Here is a 20396-nt window from a genome sequence, read left to right on the forward strand (position 1 = left end):
GTATTCGGGGTCGGCACGGCATTGGTGCTGGACGAGTTCGCGCTCGTCCTCCACTTGAAGGACGTCTACTGGAGCGAGCAGGGCCGCCTGTCGGTCGAGGTCGTGTTCATCACCATCGCCTTGTGCGGACTGCTGCTGCTGGGGCTGCGGCCCCTGGGCATGGACGACGTCGCCGGGGACGGGATGTGGACGATCGCGTTCATCCTCGTCCTCGATCTGTGCCTGGCCTTCGTCGCGCTTCTGAAGGGGAAGGTCTGGACCGGGATCTTCGGGTTGTTCATCGGCGTGGTGGCGTTCGTCGGGGCCGTCCGGCTGGCCCGTCCTGACTCCTTGTGGGCGCAGCGCCGGTACGCGAAGGGGTCGCGGAAGGAGCGGCGCGCCAAGGCGCGCGAGCGCCGGTATCGGCGGCCCGTCCAGCGGTTCGGGGATTGGCTGAGCGATCTCGTCGCCGGACGTCCGTCCGGCTAGCGGGTGACCGTGGATCTTTTCTGGAAGGACCGCGAACTATTACCGGGGTTGTGGACGTCTGACTGTGTGGTGGCCGTGGACATCGGGGGACCACGGCCACCCCAGATCAGTAGGGCGAAGGCCCGCCGAACATCTCGCTCAGGCGCGGCGCCAGGTAGTGGTCGCCGCGCAGTTCGAGGCGGCCGTCCATGAGGAGTGACGCCGGGTTGGCGTCGCCCGCGAGGATTCGCAGGAAATCGGCCGTCGCCATCGTGAGGGTGAGCGCCGGGTCCTTCGCCGGGCCCGACCGGGCGCGGGCGCGGGACTTCTCGATCCGCAGCGTCCACACGGTCCGGCCTTCGGCGCGGCTGAGGCGGAACTCCAGTTCGCCGGTGAATCCGGCCGAGGCGGACGGGTCGAAGGCGCGTGCCATCCCGGCGAAGAACACGCGTTGCGCGCCCGGGCCGAAACGCTTTTCGATCTGCGCGTCGGAACGTCCGTGGACGAGTTTGTAAAAGCCCCGCTGGAACCGCCGCCGGGCCGCCGTGCGGATGTCCGGGCGGCGGAGAGGCCGCCGGGACGGGCGATGCACGCGGGCCACTTCCGCGTCCTCGTCGATGCGGTAGCCGGGCGGCGGTCTCCGTGCCGGTTCGCGGCGGGCGAGAGCCGCTTCGATGGCGGGCGCCAGGCGTTCCGCCTTGGCGGCTTCGCGTTCGTCCCGTCCTTCGGCGAAACGCGGCAGCACCGATTTCCCGAACAGTTCGAGGGACTCGCAGATGTGCTCGTGCTTGTTCGGCCCCGCCTGCAGGACGAAGGAGATCTGGTCGACGCCGACCGACTCGTACCGCCGGATCAGCTCGGCGACCTGGTCCGGTGTGCCGACCGCGCCCCGAAGCGACCCGACGTTGACGTTGAGGCTCTCCGCATTGGCGATGATCTCCTCGCGGGAGAAGCCGCGGGAATCGCGCCGTTCCAGGAACTCGTCCCAGACGCTGGTGCGTCCGGGGTCGTGCGGCGTCGTCCCGTAGTAGTGCGCCAGCGCGAAGGCGAAGAAATGCGCCCCGTCGATGCCCCGGTCGATGGCGGTGGCCTCGTCTTCATGCAGCATCATCGGCAGGACCACCGACACGTTCGGGTTCACCGCGAAGCCCGCCGGGACGCATTCGCCGGACGCGATGATGCGGTAGTAGTCGTCCACCCATTGGCCGGCGTCCTCCGGCTCGACGAACGAGAACGACAGGGCGCCGATGCCGTTCCGCGCCGCGAACTGGATCGTCTCCCGCCGCGAGCACGCCACCCACAGCGGCGGATGCGGCTTCTGCACCGGCTTCGGCAGGACGTTCCGCGGCGGCATCCTGATGTCGGCAGAGTTCCATCCGGCGAACGGCTCCTCGACGAACATCCGGGTGATCGCGTCGATCGCGTCCTGCCATTGGGCGCGCTTGTCGGCGCGGCGGACGCCGAACCCGCCGAGTTCCGCGCTCGAACTCGACTCGCCCGTCCCGAAATCCACCCGCCCGTTGGAAACGAGATCGAGAGTCGCGACGCGTTCGGCTATCCGTGCCGGATGATTGACGGCGGGCGGCAATTGGACGATCCCGTGCCCGAGCCGGATCCGCTTCGTCCGCTGCGACGCGGCGGCGAGGAACACCTCCGGCGCCGACGAGTGCGAATACTCCTCCAGGAAGTGGTGCTCGACCTCCCACACGTAGTCGAAGCCGACCCGGTCGGCGATCTCCACCTGGTCCAGCGCGTCCTGGTAGAGCTTCAGCTCCTGCCCGTCCCCCCACGGCCGCGGCAACTGGTGCTCGTAGAACAGACCGAAACGAATCGCGATCACCTCCCGGTCGGTCCAGCCTCACCCCGATTGGACGCGGCGTCAACAAGCCGGCGGGCCGCGCGGCGCGTCTCGCGGAGTGATATTCAGGTGGGATTGTCCGATCTGTTTGGCATGCTTGGGGCGTGAGCCCACGTGCGATGAGTCCCGTCCTGATCGGCAGGTCGGCCGAGCTGGCGGAGCTGGAGGCCGCGCTCGCCGGCGCGCCCGGGGCGGTGCTCGTCGGCGGGGACGCGGGTCTCGGCAAGACCCGGCTGATCCGCGAGTTCACCACGGCCGTCGACGGGGAGCGGGCCAGGGTGCTCGCCGGGGGCTGCCTGGAGCTCGGCTCCGACGGGCTGCCGTTCGCGCCGTTCACGACCGTGCTGCGGGGGCTCGTCCGCGACATCGGCATCGACGGCGTCGCCGGGCTCGTGCCGCGCGGCGACACCGGCGGGCTCGCCCGGCTGCTGCCGGAGTTCGGGGAGCCCGAGACCGACGCCGCGTCCGGCGAGGAGCGGGCGCGGCTGTTCGAGGTCATGCTGACGCTGCTGGAGCGGCTGGCGGAGCGCGGCCCGGTCGTGCTGGTGATCGAGGACGCGCACTGGGCCGACCGGTCCACCCGCGACCTGATGGCGTTCCTGATCCGCAACCTCGGCACGTCGCCGGTGCTGATCGTCATGACGTACCGGTCGGACGAGCTGCACCGCACCCATCCGCTGCGCCCGCTGCTGGCCGGGCTGGAACGGGTCGAGCGCGTCCGGCGGATGGAGATCGCGCCGCTGTCCCGGGCCGACGTCGCCGACCTCGTGACCGAGCTGCTGGACGACAGGCAGCTGCCGCCCGCCGGGCTCGTCGACCGGATCGCGGCGCGGAGCGAGGGCAACCCGCTGTTCATCGAGGCGCTGCTCGACGACGACGGGACGCTCGCGTGCGAGCTGCCCGAATCGATGCGGGATCTGCTGCTCGCGGGCGTCCAGCGGCTTCCCGAGGAGACGCAGGAGGTGCTGCGCGACGCCAGCGGCGGCGGCACCCGTATCGAGCACGCGCTGCTCGCGGCCGTGACCGGCCTTGAGGACGCGGCATTGACCCGTGTACTCCGCCCTGCCGTGGCGGCGAACGTCCTGGTCGTGGACGGCGACGGCTACGCGTTCCGGCACGCTCTGATTCGCGAGGCCGTCCACGACGATCTGCTGCCGGGCGAGTACACGCGGCTGCACAAGCGCTATGCCGAAGCCCTCGAAGACGACGCCGGGCTCGTTCCGCCCGGACGGCTGTGGGTCGAGCTGAGCTACCACTGGAACGCGGCACACGACATTACGTGGGCGTTGGTCGCGTCTTGGCGCGCCGCCGCCGAGGCCCGCAAGGCCCTCGCCTACGCCGAGTGCCTGGCGATGCTGTCGCGCGTCCTGGAACTGTGGGACCAGGTCCCCGACGCCGAGGAACGTATCGGCGCGAACCACATCATGGTCCTGCGGGACGCCGCGACCGCCGCCGACAAGGCCGGGGAGTACGACCGCGGCATCAAGCTCGTCACCGCCGCGCTCCGCGAGGCCGAGGCCGCGGTCGAGGGCGGGGCCCCCGCCGACCCGTCGCTGCAGGCGATGCTGCTGGAGCTGCGCGGCCGGATGCGCTACCAGATGGCGCGGCCCGGGTTCGTCGAGGACATGCGCGCCGCCATCGAGGCGCTGCCCGCCGACCCGCCGAGCGCGCTGCGGGCGCGGGCGCTGGCGACGCTGGGGAACTACATCCGCATCACCAGCGACATCGCCGAGGCGCGCAGGGCGGCGGCCGAGTCGCTGGCCATCGCGCGCGGGCTGGACGACCCCGTCACCGAGGCCGAGGCGCTGATCAGCCGGTTCTGCGCCGACATCGACTACGACAACCACGCCGCGCTCGCCGAGGTCGAGGAGGCGGTGGAGCGCAGCGGCCACCACCAGGTGCTGCTCCGCTACCACGTGATCAAGTCGCATTTCCTGGAGGGCTGCGGGCGGCACGAGAGGGCCGCGGCCATCGCCTGCCGCGGCAAGGAGCTCGCCCGCGAGTACGGCGTCGCCCGCACGCAGGGCACGTTCATGTCCATCAACCAGGCCGAGCCGCTGGTGTCGCTCGGCCGGTGGGACGAGGCCCTGGCCGTCCTGGACCACGCCATGGACCAGGACCCCGCGGTCACCACGCGCACGTCGCTGCTCGTCCTGTCCGGGTGGGTGGCGCTGGCGCGCGGCGACCTGGCGACGGCGTCCAAGCGGCTCGTCATGTCCCGCGAGATCATGAACCTCAAGATGAAGTGGCTCAAGGCGCAGGACTACTTCTCCACGCTCTGGCTCGAGGCGCAGCTCGCGCTCGCCGAGGGGCGCCCGGAGGACGCGCTGGACGCCGTCCGTCCCGTCCTCGATCTCGGCGGCCTGCCCGACGACGCCCGCTACTCCCTGCCCGCGCTGGCGGTCGGCGCCTCGGTCTGCGCCGAGCTGGGCGACGCCGCCGCCGCCGACCTGCGGCGCATCGGGGAACGCGCCGCCCGGCTCCACGTCAGCGGCCCGCTCCAGCAGGCGCACCGCCTCACGTTCGACGCCGAGCACGCCCGGGCCAGCGGCGTCCTCGACCTCGGGGCCTGGGACGAGGCCGCGGCCGCGTGGGACGCGCTCGGCAACCCGTACTACCGGGCGAGGGCGCTGCTCCGCGCTGCGGAGGCCGCGGTGGCGGGCGGCGACCACGACGGCGCGGCCGGACGGCTGCACATCGCCGCCGACCTGGCGGACCGCCTCGGCGCCGCGCCGCTCGGCGAGCACATCGCCGACCTGCGGCGCCGCACCCGGACCCGCCGTCTCGACGACTCCGCGCCGCTCGGCCTGACGCCCCGCGAGTTCGAGGTCCTGCGCCTGGTCGCGGAGGGCCGCAGCAACCGCGACATCGCGGCGGCGCTGTTCATCTCGGTGAAGACGGCCAGCGTCCACGTCTCCAACATCCTCGGGAAGCTGGACGTGACGAGCCGCGGTGAAGCCGCCGCCACCGCGCACCGCCTGTCGCTGTTCACAAGGAACGGGCGGGTACGCGCCTGATCCGGCGGCGGGGATCTCCCCTCCCAGGATCCCCGCCTCCGGACCGTCGGACCACACGGGAACTTCGTGGCCGGCCGTCGCGATCGCGGCACGCGGAAGCAGGGCGGTGCTTCTCCGCCCGGAGAGGCGGGCCCGGGACCGTTCCGGCCACTGCCCAGTGTCGTGGCCGGACCGCCCCGCCGCGCCGAAAGACATACCGCTTGACCGGACGGAAAAAGGCGACGGGAACGGACCGCTTTTCGTGATCCGTTCCCGTCGCCGAAAAGCTCCCGTCAGCGGGGAACGCGCGCGACGCAGAACACCGTCTGCCCGAACGGCGGCCGGACGAACCGCTCGATGGTGCGGGTGACGGGCACGACCGTCCGGTCGTAGATCTTGACGAGCTTCGGGTCGGGGTAGCCCGCGCCGCCGCGCCGGACGGCGAACCACCAGGCGATCCCGCCGAGGAAGTTGATCGGCTTGAGCACCTCGGGGACGAGCCCCGCCGCGCGGACGGTCTCCTCCAGCGTCGACGGCGTGTACCGGGTGACGTGCCCGACCTTCCGGTCGAAGTCCCCATACAGCTGCATGTAGCCGGGCACCCAGATCACGATGCGGCCGCCGGGCTGGGTGACGGCGGCGAGGTCGCGCAGCGCCTGCGCGTCGTCCTTGATGTGCTCCAGGACGTTCATCATCACGACCGTGTCGACCTTCTGCCGGATCTCGATCTCGGCGGGCAGGGCCAGGTCGATGACCTCGACGTCGTCGCTGCCGTCGTAGCGCTTGCGCAGCTCCCCGACGCAGTACGGGTCGTTGTCGCTGACGACGAGGTAGTCGAGGCGACCGGCGAACTGCTCGGAGAAGTGCCCGAGGCCGGAGCCGACCTCCAGCATCGACCGTCCGACGTGCGGCGCGACGGTGTCGAACTCGTACTTGCGGTAGTTGCGGGCCTCGTCCCCGCCCAGATGGTTCTCCAGCGACCCCTCCCCGGCGGCCGGCTGGACGACGTCGCCGTCCGGCGCGGGCCCCTGCGCGGGCCCCGCCTTCTTCGGACGGCTCCCGACGAGGTTGAGGAGGGTTGCTGCGATGGACTTCTTCTGACCAGGTGACTGCATACTTCCCGCTCGCTGGGTGCGTTGGCGTTCGGCTCTCGTTCGCCGGACCGAATGACCTGATCCGCTAAGGACGGTTCGATCTCCGGCGCGAAGGTCGCGCCAGTCTACCCCCGCGTAGATCCCTCCGCCGGACGGCACGCAAGCCGCGCGGCGCGGACGCGAACCGCGCGCGGGGCCCGGTCAGGGGATGGTGCGGTGGACGTCGTCCTTCTGGCTCGGGCCGGGGTCGGAGGGGGCTATCCAGGGACCGGGGATGGACGGGTCCAGGACGCCCTCCTCCACCCAGGCGAAGTCGCCCGCCAGCACGGAGCGGGCGAGCTTCACGTCCATGGCGTCGGTGTTGCGCCACAGGCCGTCGAACAGTTCCTCGACGCGGACGCGCGACTGGCGGCAGAAGGCGTCCGCCAGCCGGACGGCCGACATCCCGGGGACGGCGCCGCCAGAAATGAAGGGCCGCTCGGCGGACGAGTCGGCTTGGGCGCGGACGCAGACCGCGCTCATCGCGTACAGTTCGGCGCCGATGTCGACCATCCGGCCCAGGAAGCCTTGCCGGTATTCGAGGCCGCCCTGCCAGCGTCCGGCCGCGTAGAAGATCGACCTGGCGAGCTTGCGGGACGCGCGCTCGACGTAGCGGAGATGTTTGGCCAGCGGCCCGAACTCGCCGTAGGAGGACGGGCGGTGCCCGGCCCCGGTGACCAGCGTCGGGAGCCAGCGCGCGTAGAAGCCGCCGGCCTTGGCCGCCGCCCGCGCCTTCTGGCCGGTGGACGCGTCCGGGTCGATGATGTCGCCGGCGACCGACAGGTGCGCGTCCACGGCCTCCCGCGCGATCAGCAGGTGCATGATCTCGGTGGAGCCCTCGAAGATCCGGTTGATGCGCAGGTCGCGGAGCAGCTGCTCGGCGGGCACGCCGCGCTCGCCGCGCGCCGCGAGGGACTCGGCGGTCTCGTAGCCGCGGCCGCCGCGAAGCTGGATCAGCTCGTCCGCGGCGCGGCAGGCCATCTCCGACGTCCACAGCTTGGCGAGGGCCGCCTCGATCCGGATGTCGTTGCGCTCGTCGTCCGCGAGCTGACCGGACAGGTCGAGCATCGCCTCCATCGCGTACGCGGTCGCCGCGATGAACGCGACCTTCCTGGACACGGCCTCGTGCTCTCCGATCGGACGGCCCCACTGCACCCGCTCCCGCGACCACTCCCGCGCGATCTTGGCGGCCCACTTGCCGCTCGCCGCGCAGATCGCGGGCAGGGAGAGGCGCCCGGTGTTGAGCGTGGTCAGGGCGATCTTGAGGCCCGCGCCCTCGGCGCCGATCAGATTGGCCTTCGGGACGCGGACGTCGTGGAAGCGCGTGACGCCGTTCTCGATGCCGCGCAGCCCCATGAACGCGTTGCGGTTCTCCACGGTGATGCCGGGCGTGGCCATGTCCACGACGAACGCGGAGATGCCGCCGCGGCGCCCGTCCGACTTCGGGACGCGGGCCATGACGACGACGAGGTCGGCGACGACGCCGTTGGTCGTCCACAGCTTGACGCCGTTGAGGACGTAGTCGTCCCCGTCGGGGACGGCGGTGGCGCGCAGCCGGGCCGGGTCGGAGCCGACGTCGGGCTCGGTGAGCAGGAACGCGCTGACCTGCCGGGCGCAGCGGGGGAGCCACTCGTCCTTCTGCTCGCGCGTCCCGAACAACTTGACCGGCTGCGGGACGCCGATGGACTGGTGCGCCGACAGCAGCGCGGCGAGCGCCGGGCTGACGGAGCCGACGACCATCAGCGCGCGGCCGTAGTAGAGCTGGCTGAGCCCGAGCCCGCCGTGCTTCTCCGGGATCTTCATGCCGAGCGCGCCGAGGTCCCGCAGGCCCGCGACGACGTCGTCCGGGATGCGCGACTCCCGCTCGATCGCCGCCGGGTCGATCCTGGACGCGCAGAACCCGGTGAGCGCGGCCAGGAACTCCTCGCCCTTGCGCCGCGCCTCCGCGTCCGGGCGGGGATGCGGATGGACGAGGTCGAGCCGGAAGTCGCCGAGGAAGAGCTGCTTGCCGAAGCTCGGCAGCCGCCATTCGGCCTCGCGCGCCTCTTCGGCGACCTTCCGGGCCGTCCGCTCGTCGACGTGCCCGCGGCTCCGCTGCGTCTGGCTCATGCGTGCTCCCTGTGGAGACGTGCCCGTGTCCCGGAGTGACGCTCCACGGTCGTCCCGCGGAGCGGTCCTTACATGAGCACGGCCTTTCCCGTGGCGGGATCGGGAAACACTGCCCCGCCGGACAGCAGAAGTGATCCAATGGGCTGGACTGTCGCCGAAGCCCTTGACCGGACCAGGGCTGAAGGGTTCGCTGTGCGTGATGAGTGAGACACGCAAGCCGACACTCATAGCCTCGGTGCAGCGTGCTCTGCATCTGATGGAGGCTGTGGCGTCGCATCCGAGCGGAGCGCCCGCGAAGCTGCTGGCCCGCGAGGCCCGGCTCCCGCTCGCGACCACCTACCACCTGCTGCGCACGCTCGCGCACGAGGGCTATGCGATCCGGCTGTCGGACGGCGCCTGGGTGCTCGGCGACCGCGTCGGGGCCCTGCACGGGCGGAGCCGGACGCAGCGGCTGCTCGCCCACGTCCGCCCGTCCCTGATGGCGCTGCGGGACGAGCTCGGCGCCGCCGCCTACTTCAGCATGCACGTGGACGCCGAGATCCAGCTCATCGACGTCGCCGACGGCCCGCGCGCCCCGCGCGTCGACCTGTGGGTCGGGTTCGAGGACGCCGCGCACGCCACCGCCCTCGGCAAGTGCGTGCTGAGCCAGTTCGACGACGACCGCCGCCGCGACTACCTGTCCCGGCATCCGCTCGTCGACCTGACCCCGCACACCATCACCGAGCCCGGACGGCTGATCCGCTCGCTCGACTCGTCCGCCGGGCTGCTGTTCGACCGCGAGGAGTACGCCCTCGGCACCGGCTGCGCCGCCGTGCCGGTCGCGGACGCGTCCGGGGCCGTCCTCGGCGCCCTGGCCATCTCCTGCCGTCCCGGCAGGCTCGCCAGGATCGAGAGGCTGGCGCACCGGATGCGCGCGAGCGCCGACCGCCTCCAGCGCGCCCTGACCCTCTCGTCCTGACCCCCGTCCCGTAGGCGGGACGGGGGTCACGACGGGCGGCTAGAAGTTGCGGCGGCGCGTCCAGTAGAAGCAGAACCCCGTCAACCCCAGGGCGAGGACGGCGAACAGCCCGGTCTCGGCCCACTGCAGCCGCCAGAAGTGATCAGCGGGATGGTAGACGACCTTCTGCCGGAACCCCTGCTGCTTGATGTAGTCGAAGCACGCCTGAGGCGGGCCCTCGGGCGGCTCGCCGTTCGCGTCCGGCGGTGGCGGCGCGCACGGCGCCCCGGCGGCGGCAGAGATGGACATCTCGTCCACCTTGCGGCCGGACGAGTTGACCGTGTCGTTCACCATCGTCCAGGCTCCTTGTTCCGGTTCCACCTCCACCTGGAGGATCGCCGTCTTGCCGTTGTGGTTCAGCGACATCTCCCCGTGGTTCTGCGCCGTGATCTCAACGATCTTGGTCTCGGAGGGAACGAGGTGGGGCCGGACCCACTGCGGTACCGCGATCTGGACGGCGACGAAGACGAGCAGCGTGACCGCGATGGCCGGCAGGGTGCGGCGCAGGATGACCCCGACGGTGACGCCGAGCGCGAAGGCGAAGGCCGCGTAGCCCATCGGAACGACGCCGCGCGCCACGAAGACCAGGGGCGTGATGCGCGCGAACTCGTTGCTCGCCGCCTTGTCGAGAGGGTCGGTCCACCAGTCCACGGCGAGCACCGCGAGCCCCGCGGCGGCGACGGCGGCGAGGCCGATCAGGCCGAGCTTGACGCTCAGCCAGCGGGTCCGGGTGATGCTCTGGTTCCACACGAGCCGGTGCGTGCCGTGCTCGAGCTCGCGGGTGATGAGCGGCGCGCCCCAGAAGATCCCGATGAGGCCGGGGAGCGCCACGACGGCGGCGGCCAGCATGCTGAAGTAGCCCTGATGGTCCCCGAAGAAGAGCTGGGAGAACTGCGAGCAGTTGTCCGGCGAGCCGCAGGACGCGATTCCGGTGTCGTAGTCGTCCGCCAGGCCGGGGCCGGTGATCAGGAGGGCGGCGGCGAGGACGGCGAGCCCGCCGAACACCACCGCGGCCTGGGTGCGGAACTGCCGCAACGTCAGCCAGATCATCGGACGGCCTCCAAGGCGGGACGCGCCTCCTGGGCGCTCATGTAGGCGAGGACGAGGTCTTCCATCCCGACCTGTCCGACCGTCCACGCGGGGTCGTGGATCGGGGCGTCCGTGCGGACGATCAGGGTGCTCTGCCGGTCGGTGTGGCTCTCGGACACGACGTGCTGGTCCGCGGGCAGGCTGGACGAGTCGCGGCGCGGCCCCGTCAGCCGGTGGTGGGTGGCGAGCAGGTCGTCGACGTCCCCGGCCACCCGGACCCTGGACTCGACGAGGACGATCAGGTAGTCGCACGTCCGTTCCAGGTCGGACACCAGGTGGGACGACAGCACGACGCTGAGCGAGTGTTCCACGGCGGCCTCCATGAGGCCCTGGAGGAACTCGCGGCGGGCGAGCGGGTCGAGCGCGGCGACGGGCTCGTCCAGGATCAGCAGCTCGGGGCGCTTCGCGATGCCGAGCGTGAGGGCGAGCTGGGCGCGCTGCCCGCCCGACAGTTTCCCGGCCTTGTGCGCGGGGTCGAGGCGGAGGCGCGAGATGCGCTCGCGGGCGAGGGCGTCGTCCCATGTGGCGTTCAGCCGCGCGCCGAGCTTGAGGTGGTCGGCGACGCTCAATCCGGCGTAGGTGGGGGTGTCCTGGGCGACGTACCCGACCTTGGCGAGCTGCGCGGGACCCTCAGCCGGGCGGCCCCCGAGCACCCGGATGCTGCCCGCGCTCGGCCGGATCTGCCCGACGGCCAGGTTCAGCAGCGTCGTCTTCCCGGCCCCGTTCGGCCCGACGAGGCCGACGACCCGCCCGGCCGGGATATCGAGCGTGCAGTCGGACAGCGCCCACCGCTGCCCGTACTTCTTGCCCAGTCCCTGGGCCTCAAGCGCGGTCATGCTATGTCCTCCTGACGGGCGGACCGAAAGGTCGTCATGAACAACGCCTCGATGCTCTCGTCGTCCATCCCGGCGAGCCGGGCCTTGGCGAGCCAGCGCTCCAGGTCCTTGCGGAGCGGGCCGTGGGCGGCGAGGGACTCGCCCGCCAGCGTGCGCGTCACGAACGTCCCGAGGCCGGGGCGCGGCGCGACGAGCCCCTCGCGCTCCAGCTCCCGGTACGCCTTGAGCACGGTGTTCGGGTTGATCGCGAGCTGGGCGACCACGTCCTTGACGGTGGGGAGCTGCTCGCCCTCCTGGAGCAGGTCGAGCCGCAGCGCGTGCTTCACCTGCTGGACGAGCTGCATGTACGGCGATACCCCCGAGCCGGAGTCCAGATGGAACTCGATCACCGCAACCTCCATTGAACTATCATGTTAGTACTTTAGCTGTATGGCACTGGCGGCTGTCAACGGACATCCGTTTTGTGCAGGGGACCTCGTTCGGCGATGCTGGGAGCGTGTCAACGGAGACCGCGTCGATGACGACGCCGAACGCCGCCGCTGAGCTGCGCGCGTTCCTGCAGGGCCTGCCGGGCGTCGACCAGGTGGGGGCCGAGGAGCGGGCCGCCCGGCTGGCGACCCGGTCGATCAAGACGACGGCGAAGGCCGAGGCCATCGACCTGGCCATCTCGATGGTGGACCTGACCACGCTGGAGGGCGCGGACACGCCGGGCAAGGTGCGGGCGCTGTGCGCGAAGGCGGCCCGTCCCGATCCGTCCGACGGGTCGGTGCCGCGGGTGGCGGCCGTGTGCGTGTACTCGGACCTGGTGGACGTCGCCGTCCGGTCTCTTGAGGGGACGGGCATCGGGGTGGCGAGCGTCGCGACGTCGTTCCCGTCCGGGCGGGCGCCGCTGGAGGCCAAGCTGGCCGACACCCGGGCGGCGGTCGCCGCCGGCGCGGCCGAGATCGACATGGTGATCGACCGGGGCGCCTTCCTGGCCGGCGACGTCGGGAAGGTGTTCGACGAGATCACGGCGGTCAAGCAGGCGTGCGGCTCGGCGCATCTGAAGGTGATCCTGGAGACGGGCGAGCTGGCCACGCTCGACAACGTCCGGCGGGCGTCGTGGCTGGCGATGCGGGCCGGGGCCGACTTCATCAAGACCTCGACGGGCAAGGTGTCCCCAGCGGCGACGCTGCCGGTCACTCTGGTGATGCTGGAGGCCGTCCGCGACTACCGGGCCCGGACGGGACGCCAGGTCGGCGTCAAACCGGCGGGCGGCATCCGCACCACCAAGGACGCGATCCGGTACCTGGTGCTGGTCAACGAGACCGCCGGGCCGGACTGGCTGACGCCCGAATGGTTCAGGCTCGGCGCGTCGAGCCTGCTCAACGACCTGCTCATGCAGCGCCGCAAGCTCGCCACCGGCGTGTATTCCGGTCCCGACTACTTCACGCTGGACTGATCATGGTTTTCGAGTACGCGCCCGCCCCGGAGTCACGGTCGGTCGTCGACATCCGCGCCTCCTACGGGCTGTTCGTCGACGGCGAGTTCGTGGACGGCCGCGGCGAGCCCTTCAAGTCGATCAACCCGGCGGACGAGACCGTCCTGGCCGACATCGCCTGCGCCGACGAGACGGACGTCGACCGCGCCGTAGCCGCCGCCCGGACCGCCTACGACACGGTCTGGGGCCCGATGCCCGGACGGGAACGCGCCAAATACCTGTACCGCATCGCCCGGATCGTCCAGGAGCGGTCGCGGGAGCTGGCCGTGCTGGAGTCCATCGACAACGGCAAGCCGATCCGCGAGTCACGGGACGTGGACGTCCCGCTGGTCGCCGCGTGGTTCTTCTACTACGCCGGATGGGCCGACAAGCTCCCGTACGCCGGGTTCGGGCCCGACCCCAAGCCGGTGGGCGTTGCGGCGCAGGTCATCCCGTGGAACTTCCCGCTGCTGATGCTGGCGTGGAAGATCGCGCCAGCGCTGGCCTGCGGCAACACGGTGGTGTTGAAGCCCGCAGAGACGACGCCGCTGACCGCGCTGCTGTTCGCCGACATCTGCCGCCAGGCGGAGCTGCCGCCGGGCGTCGTCAACATCATCACCGGCGCGGGGGAGACCGGCCGCGCGCTCGTCGCGCACGGCGGCGTCGACAAGGTCGCGTTCACCGGGTCCACCGAGGTCGGACGGCAGATCGCCCGCGTCCTGGCGGGCCGTGACACCAGGCTGACGCTGGAGCTGGGCGGGAAGGCCGCCAACATCGTCTACGCGGACGCCGCGCTCGACCAGGCCGTCGAGGGCATCGTCAACGGGATCTTCTTCAACCAGGGGCACGTGTGCTGCGCGGGGTCGCGGCTGCTCGTCCAGGAATCGGTCGCCGAGGAGGTCCTGGAGCGGCTGAAGACGCGGATGGCGACGCTGCGGGTCGGCGACCCGCTCGACAAGAACACCGACATCGGGGCGATCAACTCGGCCGAGCAGCTCGCCAGGATCCGCGAGCTGTCGGCCGCCGGGGAGGCCGAGGGCGCCACCGGCTGGTCGCCGCCGTGCGAGCTGCCCGCGCAGGGGTTCTGGTTCGCGCCGACCGTCTTCACGGGCGTGGCACAGTCGCACCGGATCGCCCGGGAGGAGATCTTCGGGCCCGTCCTGTCGGTGCTGACATTCCGGACGCCCGACGAGGCCGTCACCAAGGCCAACAACACCCCGTACGGGCTGTCGGCCGGAGTCTGGACGGAGAAGGGCTCGCAGATCCTGTGGACGGCGCAGCGGCTGCGCGCCGGGGTCGTGTGGGCCAACACGTTCAACAAGTTCGACCCCGCCTCCCCGTTCGGCGGCTACAAGGAATCGGGGTTCGGCCGCGAGGGCGGACGCCACGGGCTGGAGGGCTACCTCAATGTCTGAGCGGCTGGCCGTGCGCAAAACGTACAAGCTGTTCATCGGGGGCGCGTTCCCCCGATCGGAATCCGGCAGGTCGTACGCGGTGACGGACGCGAAGGGACGATTCGTTGCCAACGCCTCGCAGGCGTCGCGCAAGGACGCCCGCGACGCCGTCACCGCCGCCCGCAAGGCGTTCCCCGGCTGGTCCCGGCGCACCGCCTACAACCGCGGCCAGATCCTCTACCGCGTCGCGGAGATGCTGGAGGGCCGCCGCGACCAGTTCGCGGACGAGCTCCGGCGTGCGGGCGCGTCCAAGAGCGGCGCGGCGGCGGAGGTGGACGCGGCCGTCGACCGGTGGGTCTGGTACGCCGGATGGGCCGACAAGCTCTCGGCCGTGGCGGGCGCGTCGAACCCGGTGTCGGGGCCGTTCTTCAACTTCTCGACGCCCGAGCCGTCCGGTGTCGTCGCCGTCATCGCGCCGGACTCGCCGCTGCTCGGGCTCGTCTCCGTGGTGGCCCCGGTGATCGTGTCGGGGAACACGTGCGTCGCCGTCGCGTCCGAGCCGGCGCCGCTGCCGTCCATCACGCTGGCCGAGGTGCTGGCGACGTCCGATCTGCCGGGCGGGGTCGTCAACGTCCTCACCGGGCGGCGGGCCGAGGTCGCGCCGTGGCTCGCCTCGCACATGGACGTCAACGGCATCGACCTCACCGGAGCGACGGGCGACCTCGTCCCCGATCTGGAGGGCAAGGCGGCCGAGAACCTGAAGCGCGTCCTGCGGCCCGCGGACGGCGCGTGGGCCGGCGACCCCGGAACCGCCCGCATGACCGCGTTCCTGGAGACCAAGACCGTCTGGCATCCCGTGGGCCTCTGAGCTGATATGACTCCGCGTGTGTAGAGCGTCACAAACCGTGGAATAGATCTCCCCGTAACTGATCATCACTGGGGGGAGATCAGTGCCTACCAAGACAGCTTCACGTACGAAGAGCACATCAGCGACCAAGTCCACCACGACCCGGAAGCCGGCGGCCAAGCGCACGTCGGCCGCGAAGTCGTCCACGCGGGCGACCACGAGCCGGACCACCGCGGCGAAGCGCGGCGGCAGCAAGAGCAGCGCCGCCAAGTCCGGGACGGCGCGCAAGTCGACGTCGGCGGCGTCCAGCCGGACGTCGTCGGCGGCCGCGACCCGGGTCACCAAGGCCGCGAGCCAGGCCAAGACCGCCGCGACGCAGATGAAGTCGGTGGCGACCAAGGCGTCCACGTCGGCGAAGGCCATGACGGCGATGACCAAGGCCATGACCAGCGCCACCAAGGCGATGTCCGACGCCGCCAAGGCGATGGACGCCGCCGCGAAGGTCATCACCACGACGGCGAAGTCGACGACCGCCAGGTCCTCGGGGACCAGGAGCGCGGCGGCGAAGAAGAGCACGGCGTCCAGGTCCGGGACGGCGCGCAAGTCGACGGCGGCGTCCGGCCGGTCCCGGTCGACGGCCTCGGCGCGGACGGGCTCCACGGCGCGCAAGTCGACCGCGTCGAAGAGCACCGCCGGCAAGAGCGGCACGGCCAGGAGCGGCACGGCGAAGAAGACCGCGCCCAAGTCGCGGACGGCCGCGGCCCGCAAGCCGGCGTCGCGCACGACCGCGAGCGCCAGGACCGGCACCGCGAAGCGGTCCGGCGGGCGGACGGCCGCCAAGTCCGGCACGTCCCGGACGGCGGCCCGCAAGTCGCCCGCGGGACGAGCCGTGGACGCGGCCCGCAGCGCCGCCGCGACCGCGCCTTCCGCGTCGCCCATGGTCGAGCCGAAGACCGGCTCGCTCCAGCACTCGACGCGGACGGACGGCGGGTTCCTGAGCGGGCTCACCGGCTCCGGCCGCGGGCGCTGAGGCCGATCCGCGATGCCGATGGATGAGAACGACATCCTGGCGCGCATCAACGAGTACGTCGGCGAGGAGCAGCGGCTCCGCGAGCGCTACCAGCGCCGCGAGCTGAGCCGCGAGGAGGAGCACCGGCGGCTGGAGCGGCTGGAGGTCGCGCTCGACCAGTGCTGGGACCTGCTGCGCCGCCGCCGGGCCCGGCTGGAGGCGGGCGCGGACCCGGGCGCCGAGGAGGACGTCAGGCCGCCGGACGAGGTCGAAGGCTACCTGCAGTGACGCCCGCGAGCGGGCGCGGGCCGCTGCGGTTCGGCGTGTCCCTCGCACCGGACGCGTCGGTCCCGCTGCTGCGCACCGCCCAGGAGGCGGACCGGTTCGGGCTCGACCTCCTCGGCGTCCGCGACCGGCCGTACCGGCGCGACACCGCCGACGCGCTCACGCTGGTGGCGGCCGCGCTGGCCGCCACGTCCCGGATCCGGGTGCTGCCCGCGGTGGCGTGCCTGCCGCTGCGGCCGCCCGCCGTCCTGGCGAAGGCGGTCGCGACGATGGACCGGCTCAGCGGCGGCCGCGTCGAGCTCGGCCTCGGCGCGGGCACGTCCTGGGACGGCGTCGAGGCGTACGGCGGGACGTCGTTCCGGAGCGCGGCGGCGGCGCGGCGTGCGCTCGAAGAGGCGGTGCAGATCATCCGGCTGCACTGGAGCGACCAGAGCGGGCTCCGGTTCCAGGGCGAGCACTACGGGTTCACCGCGCTGCAGGCCGGTCCGGCGCCCGTCCACCAGATCGGCGTCTGGCTGGGCGTCACCGGGCCGCGCGGCCTCGACCTGGCCGGACGCGTCGCCGACGGCTGGATCGCGCCGTCGTCCCTCGTCCCGCCGAAACGGCTCGCGGACGGGCAGCAGCGCCTCGACGACGCCGCCGCCCGCGCGGGCCGCGACCCCGATGAGATCCGCCGCGTCTACGTCCTCGAAGGGTCCATCGTGGAGGGCGCCGCCGCGTCGGGGGAATCGCGGGGCTTCCTGCACGGGCCGCCGCGCCAGTGGATCTACGAGCTGACCGAGCTGGCGATCGGCCACCGCGTCGACTCGTTCCTGTTCGGCGGCCGCCCGGAGCAGATGGCCGAGTTCGCCCTGGAGGTCGTCCCGGCCGTCCGCGAAGAGATCGCCCGCGAACGCGGGGTCTCGCTCAGGGCCTGACCCTCACATGCGTTCCGGGGTCGGGACGCCGAGGAGGTCGAGGCCGGTGACGAGCGTGCGCAGCGTCGCCGCGCACAGCGCCAGCCGGGATGCCTTGGTCTCCTCGTCAGGCGCCTTCAAGACCGGGCAGTTCTCGTGGAACGTCGTGTAGGCGTCCGCGACCGCGAAGACGTAGTTCGCCAGCCGGTGCGGCTCGGCCGTGTCGCCGGCCTGCTGCACGACGGTGCCGAACCGGAGCAGCTCCAGCGCCAGCGCCCGCTCGGCCGGGTGGCCGAGGACGATCGGGCCCGCCGCGTCCTGCGGGGCGACGCCGCCCTTCCGGAAGATCGACCGGATCCGCGCCGTCGCGTACTGCAGGTACGGGCCGGTCTTGCCGTGGAACGAGATCATCCGGTCGAAGTCGAAGGTGTACTCGCTGTCGCGCGCCACCGACAGGTCGGCGTACTTCACCGCGCCCATGCCCACGTCCCGGACGATCGCGACCCGGTCGGCGGCGTCGAACGAGGCGTCGTGCTGGACGTCGTCGAACGCCGCCCCGGCCCGCTCGACGGCCTCGTCCAGCAGCTCGGAGAGCTTGACGGTGCGGCCCGCCCGGGTCCGCAGGAGCTTGCCGTCGGTGCCGAGGACGCTGCCGATCTGCGCGTGCTCGGCCTGGACGTCGCCACTCAGCCAGCCGGCCTCCCGCGCGACCGCGAACACCATCTGGAAGTGCAGCGCCTGCGTCGTGCCCACCACGTAGATCATCCGGTCGACGTGCTCGGTGTCGACCCGGTACCGGATCGTCGCGAGGTCGGTGGTGGAGTAGTTGTAGCCGCCGTCGCTCTTGCGGATGATCACGGGGAGGGGCTCGCCCTCGCGTCCGGTGAACCCGGCCGGGAACGCGCACAGCGCCCCGTCGCTGATCACCGCGATGCCCTTGTCCTCCAGCTCCCGGACGGTCTGGGCGAGCAGGTCGTTGTAGAAGCTCTCGCCCTTGATGTCGTCGTCGGTGAGCGTGACGCCGAGCTGCCCGTAGACGGCGTTGAAGTACCGCTTGGACACGTCCACGAGGACGTTCCAGAGCCGCAGCGTCTCCGGGTCGCCCGCCTGGAGCGCCACGACCCGGCTCCGGGACCGGTCGGCGAACGCCTCGTCCCCGTCGAACTTCTGCCGCGCGGCCTGGTAGAACGCGGTCAGGTCGCTGACGGACGAGTCGCCCCGCGCGGCGGCGTCCTCGCCGAGGTCGAGCAGGTGCTCGATCAGCATCCCGAACGGGGTGCCCCAGTCGCCGACATGGTTGTCGCGGACGACGTCGTGCCCGAGGAACGCCAGGATGCGGGCGATCGCGTCGCCGACGATCGTGGTCCGCAGATGGCCGACGTGCATCTCCTTCGCCACGTTCGGCGAGGAGTACTCGACCACGACCTTCTGCGGCTTGTCGGCGGGCGGGACGCCGAGCCGGTCGTCGTGCAGGATCTGCTGCGCCTCGGCGGCGATCCAGCCGTCGCTGAGCGTCAGGTTGATGAAGCCCGGGCCGCTGACCTGCACGTCCGACACCACGCCGGCGGTGTCGAGGTTCGCGACGATCTCCTCGGCCACGTCTCGCGGCTTGCGGTCCAGCTTCTTGGCCAGCGGCAGCGCCACGTTGGCCTGAAGGTCGGCGAACGACGACGGCCGGATGACCGGGTCGGCGTCCGCGTACGACGGTCCGAAGGCGGCGGCCAGCGCGGCCTGGACCCGGGCGGCGAGTAGGTGTTGCGGATCGGGCATGTTCCAAGGCTATCGGCGTCGCGCCAGGACCCGGACCTGGTTTTCGCCGCGCCCGGCGCCGCGTCCGCGCCGCGCCTAAGCGCCGGCCGGGGGTTCCTTGGCCTCGGGCGCGTCCGGTTCCTTCGCGGACGCCTCGGCGCCGTCGCGGTCGGCGTGCGTCGTCCGGCGGCCGAACCTGGACGTGCGGGTCAGCGCGACCTGCTCGCGGATCCGCTCGACGATCCGCCCGGCGGCGAGCCGGTGCGCCAGCTCGCACGCCGACGTGATCGCGCGGGCCTGCGAGGCGCCGTGCGCGATCACGACCGTGCCGTTCAGGCCGAGCAGGACGCCGCCGCCGTAGGTGTCCGGGTCGAGCCGGTCCCGCAGGTCCTGGAGGCGGCGACGCTGGAGCAGCGCGCCGAGCCGGGCCGCCGCGCCGTCCGACATCACGTCGCGGACCTCGGTGAACGCCGTCCGGATCGTGCCCTCCATGGTCTTGAGCGCGACGTTGCCGGTGAACCCGTCGGCGACGACGACGTCCACCCGTCCGCTCAGCAGGTCGTGGCCCTCGACGTTCCCCGCGAACTCGATGCCGTGGCTGCCTCCGGCGAGCAGCTCATGGGCGCGTTTCGTCAGCTTGCCGCCCTTGCCCGGCTCGGCGCCGATGTTGAGGAGCCCGACCGTGGGCCGGTCCAGGCCCAGCAGGATCTGCGCGTAGGCGGTGCCGAGCGCCGCGTACTGGACGAGGCCCTCCGGCTTGACGTCCGTGGTGGCGCCCGCGTCCAGCAGGATCGTCGGGCGCGGACGCGTCGGCAGCGTCACCGCGATCGCCGGGCGCATCACGCCCTGCTGGCCCTTCAGCCGCAGCCGCGACGTCGCCACCACCCCGGCGGTGCCGCCTGCCGACACCAGCGCCGACGCCCGCCCCTGCCTGATCAGATGGCAGGCGATCGCGATGGAGGAGCGGGGCTTGCGCCAGCTCGCCAGCGCGCCCTCGCCCATGTCCAGGGCCTCGTCGGCGTGCACGATCGGGATCTTGCCCATGAAGCCGTGCCGGTCGAGTTCCCGGCGGATCCGCGGGGCCTGCCCGACGAGCACCAGCCGGACGCCGTGCTCGCGGGAGGCGTCCACCGCGCCCGCGATGATCTCCCCGGGGGCGTGGTCGCCGCCCATCGTGTCGACGGCGATCGGCAGCGGACGCACGGTCGCCCCGGGATGAGGCGGCGTCGTCCCAGTGCCGGTCATGGCCGCTCCAGGAGGGGTGAAGGGAAATGCGATGCGCCGTGACGACG

Annotated in this window: 16 protein-coding genes and 1 pseudogene; 9 read left to right on the plus strand and 8 right to left on the minus strand. The window is 72.1% G+C overall.

Annotated features, from left to right (window positions below; translation table 11 throughout):
• Window positions 1-468, plus strand: a pseudogene (locus E1287_RS43665) (hypothetical protein); the annotation flags it as partial.
• 106 nt (window positions 469-574) lie between these two features.
• Here the strand turns inward: E1287_RS43665 and E1287_RS12905 are convergent.
• Window positions 575-2287, minus strand: a complete 1713-nt coding sequence (locus E1287_RS12905; protein WP_131965147.1) for an LLM class flavin-dependent oxidoreductase — start codon at window positions 2285-2287, stop codon at window positions 575-577.
• 122 nt (window positions 2288-2409) lie between these two features.
• Between E1287_RS12905 and E1287_RS46310 the strand changes: the two genes are divergently transcribed.
• The gene (locus tag E1287_RS46310; RefSeq protein ID WP_279504514.1) at window positions 2410-5322 is read left to right on the plus strand and encodes a helix-turn-helix transcriptional regulator; all 2913 of its coding nucleotides are present in this window, start codon (window positions 2410-2412) and stop codon (window positions 5320-5322) included.
• 272 nt (window positions 5323-5594) lie between these two features.
• Here E1287_RS46310 and E1287_RS12915 read toward each other — a convergent pair whose 3' ends face one another.
• Both E1287_RS12915 and E1287_RS12920 read right to left on the minus strand, forming a co-directional pair.
• Complete coding sequence (locus E1287_RS12915; protein WP_131965148.1) at window positions 5595-6416, minus strand: class I SAM-dependent methyltransferase; 822 nt, start codon at window positions 6414-6416, stop codon at window positions 5595-5597.
• A 180-nt stretch (window positions 6417-6596) separates the two neighbouring features.
• The gene (locus E1287_RS12920; RefSeq protein ID WP_131965149.1) at window positions 6597-8543 is read right to left on the minus strand and encodes an acyl-CoA dehydrogenase family protein; all 1947 of its coding nucleotides are present in this window, start codon (window positions 8541-8543) and stop codon (window positions 6597-6599) included.
• Window positions 8544-8742: 199 nt separating this feature from the next.
• Here E1287_RS12920 and E1287_RS12925 point away from each other — a divergent pair, with 199 nt between their 5' ends.
• Window positions 8743-9501: an IclR family transcriptional regulator C-terminal domain-containing protein gene (locus E1287_RS12925; RefSeq protein WP_131965150.1), complete on the plus strand. Its 759-nt coding sequence runs from the start codon at window positions 8743-8745 to the stop codon at window positions 9499-9501.
• 39 nt (window positions 9502-9540) lie between these two features.
• Here the strand turns inward: E1287_RS12925 and E1287_RS12930 are convergent, their stop codons facing one another.
• From E1287_RS12930 to E1287_RS12940, 3 genes are read right to left on the minus strand one after another with little or no spacing between them, the layout of a single operon-like run.
• Window positions 9541-10590, minus strand: coding sequence for an ABC transporter permease (locus tag E1287_RS12930; RefSeq protein ID WP_131965151.1), 1050 nt, complete (start codon window positions 10588-10590; stop codon window positions 9541-9543).
• A complete protein-coding gene (locus E1287_RS12935) occupies window positions 10587-11465 on the minus strand; it encodes an ABC transporter ATP-binding protein (protein ID WP_131965152.1) in 879 nt (292 codons plus the stop codon). Before E1287_RS12935 ends, E1287_RS12930 begins: the two co-directional genes overlap by 4 nt.
• On the minus strand, window positions 11462-11866 hold the full coding sequence (locus E1287_RS12940) for a GntR family transcriptional regulator (RefSeq protein WP_207934182.1): 405 nt from the start codon (window positions 11864-11866) through the stop codon (window positions 11462-11464). The genes E1287_RS12935 and E1287_RS12940 overlap by 4 nt, the downstream gene beginning before the upstream one ends.
• Before the next feature lie 116 nt (window positions 11867-11982).
• Here E1287_RS12940 and deoC point away from each other — a divergent pair, with 116 nt between their 5' ends.
• The 6 genes from deoC (at window position 11983) to E1287_RS12970 (ending at window position 17376) form a co-directional block, all read left to right on the plus strand.
• Complete coding sequence (deoC, locus tag E1287_RS12945; RefSeq protein ID WP_131965196.1) at window positions 11983-12906, plus strand: deoxyribose-phosphate aldolase; 924 nt, start codon at window positions 11983-11985, stop codon at window positions 12904-12906.
• Window positions 12907-12908: 2 nt separating this feature from the next.
• Entirely contained in the window at window positions 12909-14339 is a 1431-nt protein-coding gene (locus E1287_RS12950) for an aldehyde dehydrogenase family protein (protein ID WP_131965153.1), read from the plus strand.
• On the plus strand, window positions 14332-15186 hold the full coding sequence (locus E1287_RS12955; protein WP_131965154.1) for an aldehyde dehydrogenase family protein: 855 nt from the start codon (window positions 14332-14334) through the stop codon (window positions 15184-15186). Before E1287_RS12950 ends, E1287_RS12955 begins: the two co-directional genes overlap by 8 nt.
• A gap of 82 nt (window positions 15187-15268) precedes the next feature.
• Window positions 15269-16195 (plus strand): hypothetical protein, encoded by a 927-nt coding sequence (locus tag E1287_RS12960; RefSeq protein WP_131965155.1) that lies wholly within the window; start codon window positions 15269-15271, stop codon window positions 16193-16195.
• A gap of 18 nt (window positions 16196-16213) precedes the next feature.
• Window positions 16214-16462, plus strand: a complete 249-nt coding sequence (locus E1287_RS12965) for a DUF2630 family protein (protein WP_207934183.1) — start codon at window positions 16214-16216, stop codon at window positions 16460-16462.
• Window positions 16459-17376, plus strand: coding sequence for an LLM class flavin-dependent oxidoreductase (locus E1287_RS12970; RefSeq protein ID WP_131965157.1), 918 nt, complete (start codon window positions 16459-16461; stop codon window positions 17374-17376). The genes E1287_RS12965 and E1287_RS12970 overlap by 4 nt, the downstream gene beginning before the upstream one ends.
• 3 nt (window positions 17377-17379) lie before the next feature.
• On the opposite strand, the gene argS is transcribed toward E1287_RS12970, so the two are convergent.
• Window positions 17380-19125, minus strand: a complete 1746-nt coding sequence (argS, locus tag E1287_RS12975; RefSeq protein ID WP_131965158.1) for an arginine--tRNA ligase — start codon at window positions 19123-19125, stop codon at window positions 17380-17382.
• A gap of 75 nt (window positions 19126-19200) precedes the next feature.
• On the minus strand, window positions 19201-20349 hold the full coding sequence (gene plsX, locus E1287_RS12980; RefSeq protein ID WP_243718921.1) for a phosphate acyltransferase PlsX: 1149 nt from the start codon (window positions 20347-20349) through the stop codon (window positions 19201-19203).
• Between the last annotated feature and the right edge of the window lie 47 nt (window positions 20350-20396).

The sequence above is a fragment of the Actinomadura sp. KC06 genome (genome assembly GCF_004348735.1).
Classification (GTDB): domain Bacteria; phylum Actinomycetota; class Actinomycetes; order Streptosporangiales; family Streptosporangiaceae; genus Spirillospora.

Bases quoted from the DNA above. Each gene is read 5' to 3' on its own strand.
- E1287_RS12955 (WP_131965154.1), top strand. From the start codon at position 14,332: ATGTCTGAGCGGCTGGCCGTGCGCAAAACGTACAAGCTGTTCATCGGG.
- E1287_RS12965 (WP_207934183.1), top strand. From the start codon at position 16,214: ATGGATGAGAACGACATCCTGGCGCGCATCAACGAGTACGTCGGCGAG.
- argS (WP_131965158.1), bottom strand. From the start codon at position 19,125: ATGCCCGATCCGCAACACCTACTCGCCGCCCGGGTCCAGGCCGCGCTG.
- E1287_RS12950 (WP_131965153.1), top strand. From the start codon at position 12,909: ATGGTTTTCGAGTACGCGCCCGCCCCGGAGTCACGGTCGGTCGTCGAC.
- E1287_RS12940 (WP_207934182.1), bottom strand. From the start codon at position 11,866: ATGGAGGTTGCGGTGATCGAGTTCCATCTGGACTCCGGCTCGGGGGTA.
- E1287_RS12920 (WP_131965149.1), bottom strand. From the start codon at position 8,543: ATGAGCCAGACGCAGCGGAGCCGCGGGCACGTCGACGAGCGGACGGCC.
- E1287_RS12930 (WP_131965151.1), bottom strand. From the start codon at position 10,590: ATGATCTGGCTGACGTTGCGGCAGTTCCGCACCCAGGCCGCGGTGGTG.
- E1287_RS12925 (WP_131965150.1), top strand. From the start codon at position 8,743: ATGAGTGAGACACGCAAGCCGACACTCATAGCCTCGGTGCAGCGTGCT.
- plsX (WP_243718921.1), bottom strand. From the start codon at position 20,349: ATGACCGGCACTGGGACGACGCCGCCTCATCCCGGGGCGACCGTGCGT.
- E1287_RS12935 (WP_131965152.1), bottom strand. From the start codon at position 11,465: ATGACCGCGCTTGAGGCCCAGGGACTGGGCAAGAAGTACGGGCAGCGG.
- E1287_RS12915 (WP_131965148.1), bottom strand. From the start codon at position 6,416: ATGCAGTCACCTGGTCAGAAGAAGTCCATCGCAGCAACCCTCCTCAAC.
- deoC (WP_131965196.1), top strand. From the start codon at position 11,983: ATGACGACGCCGAACGCCGCCGCTGAGCTGCGCGCGTTCCTGCAGGGC.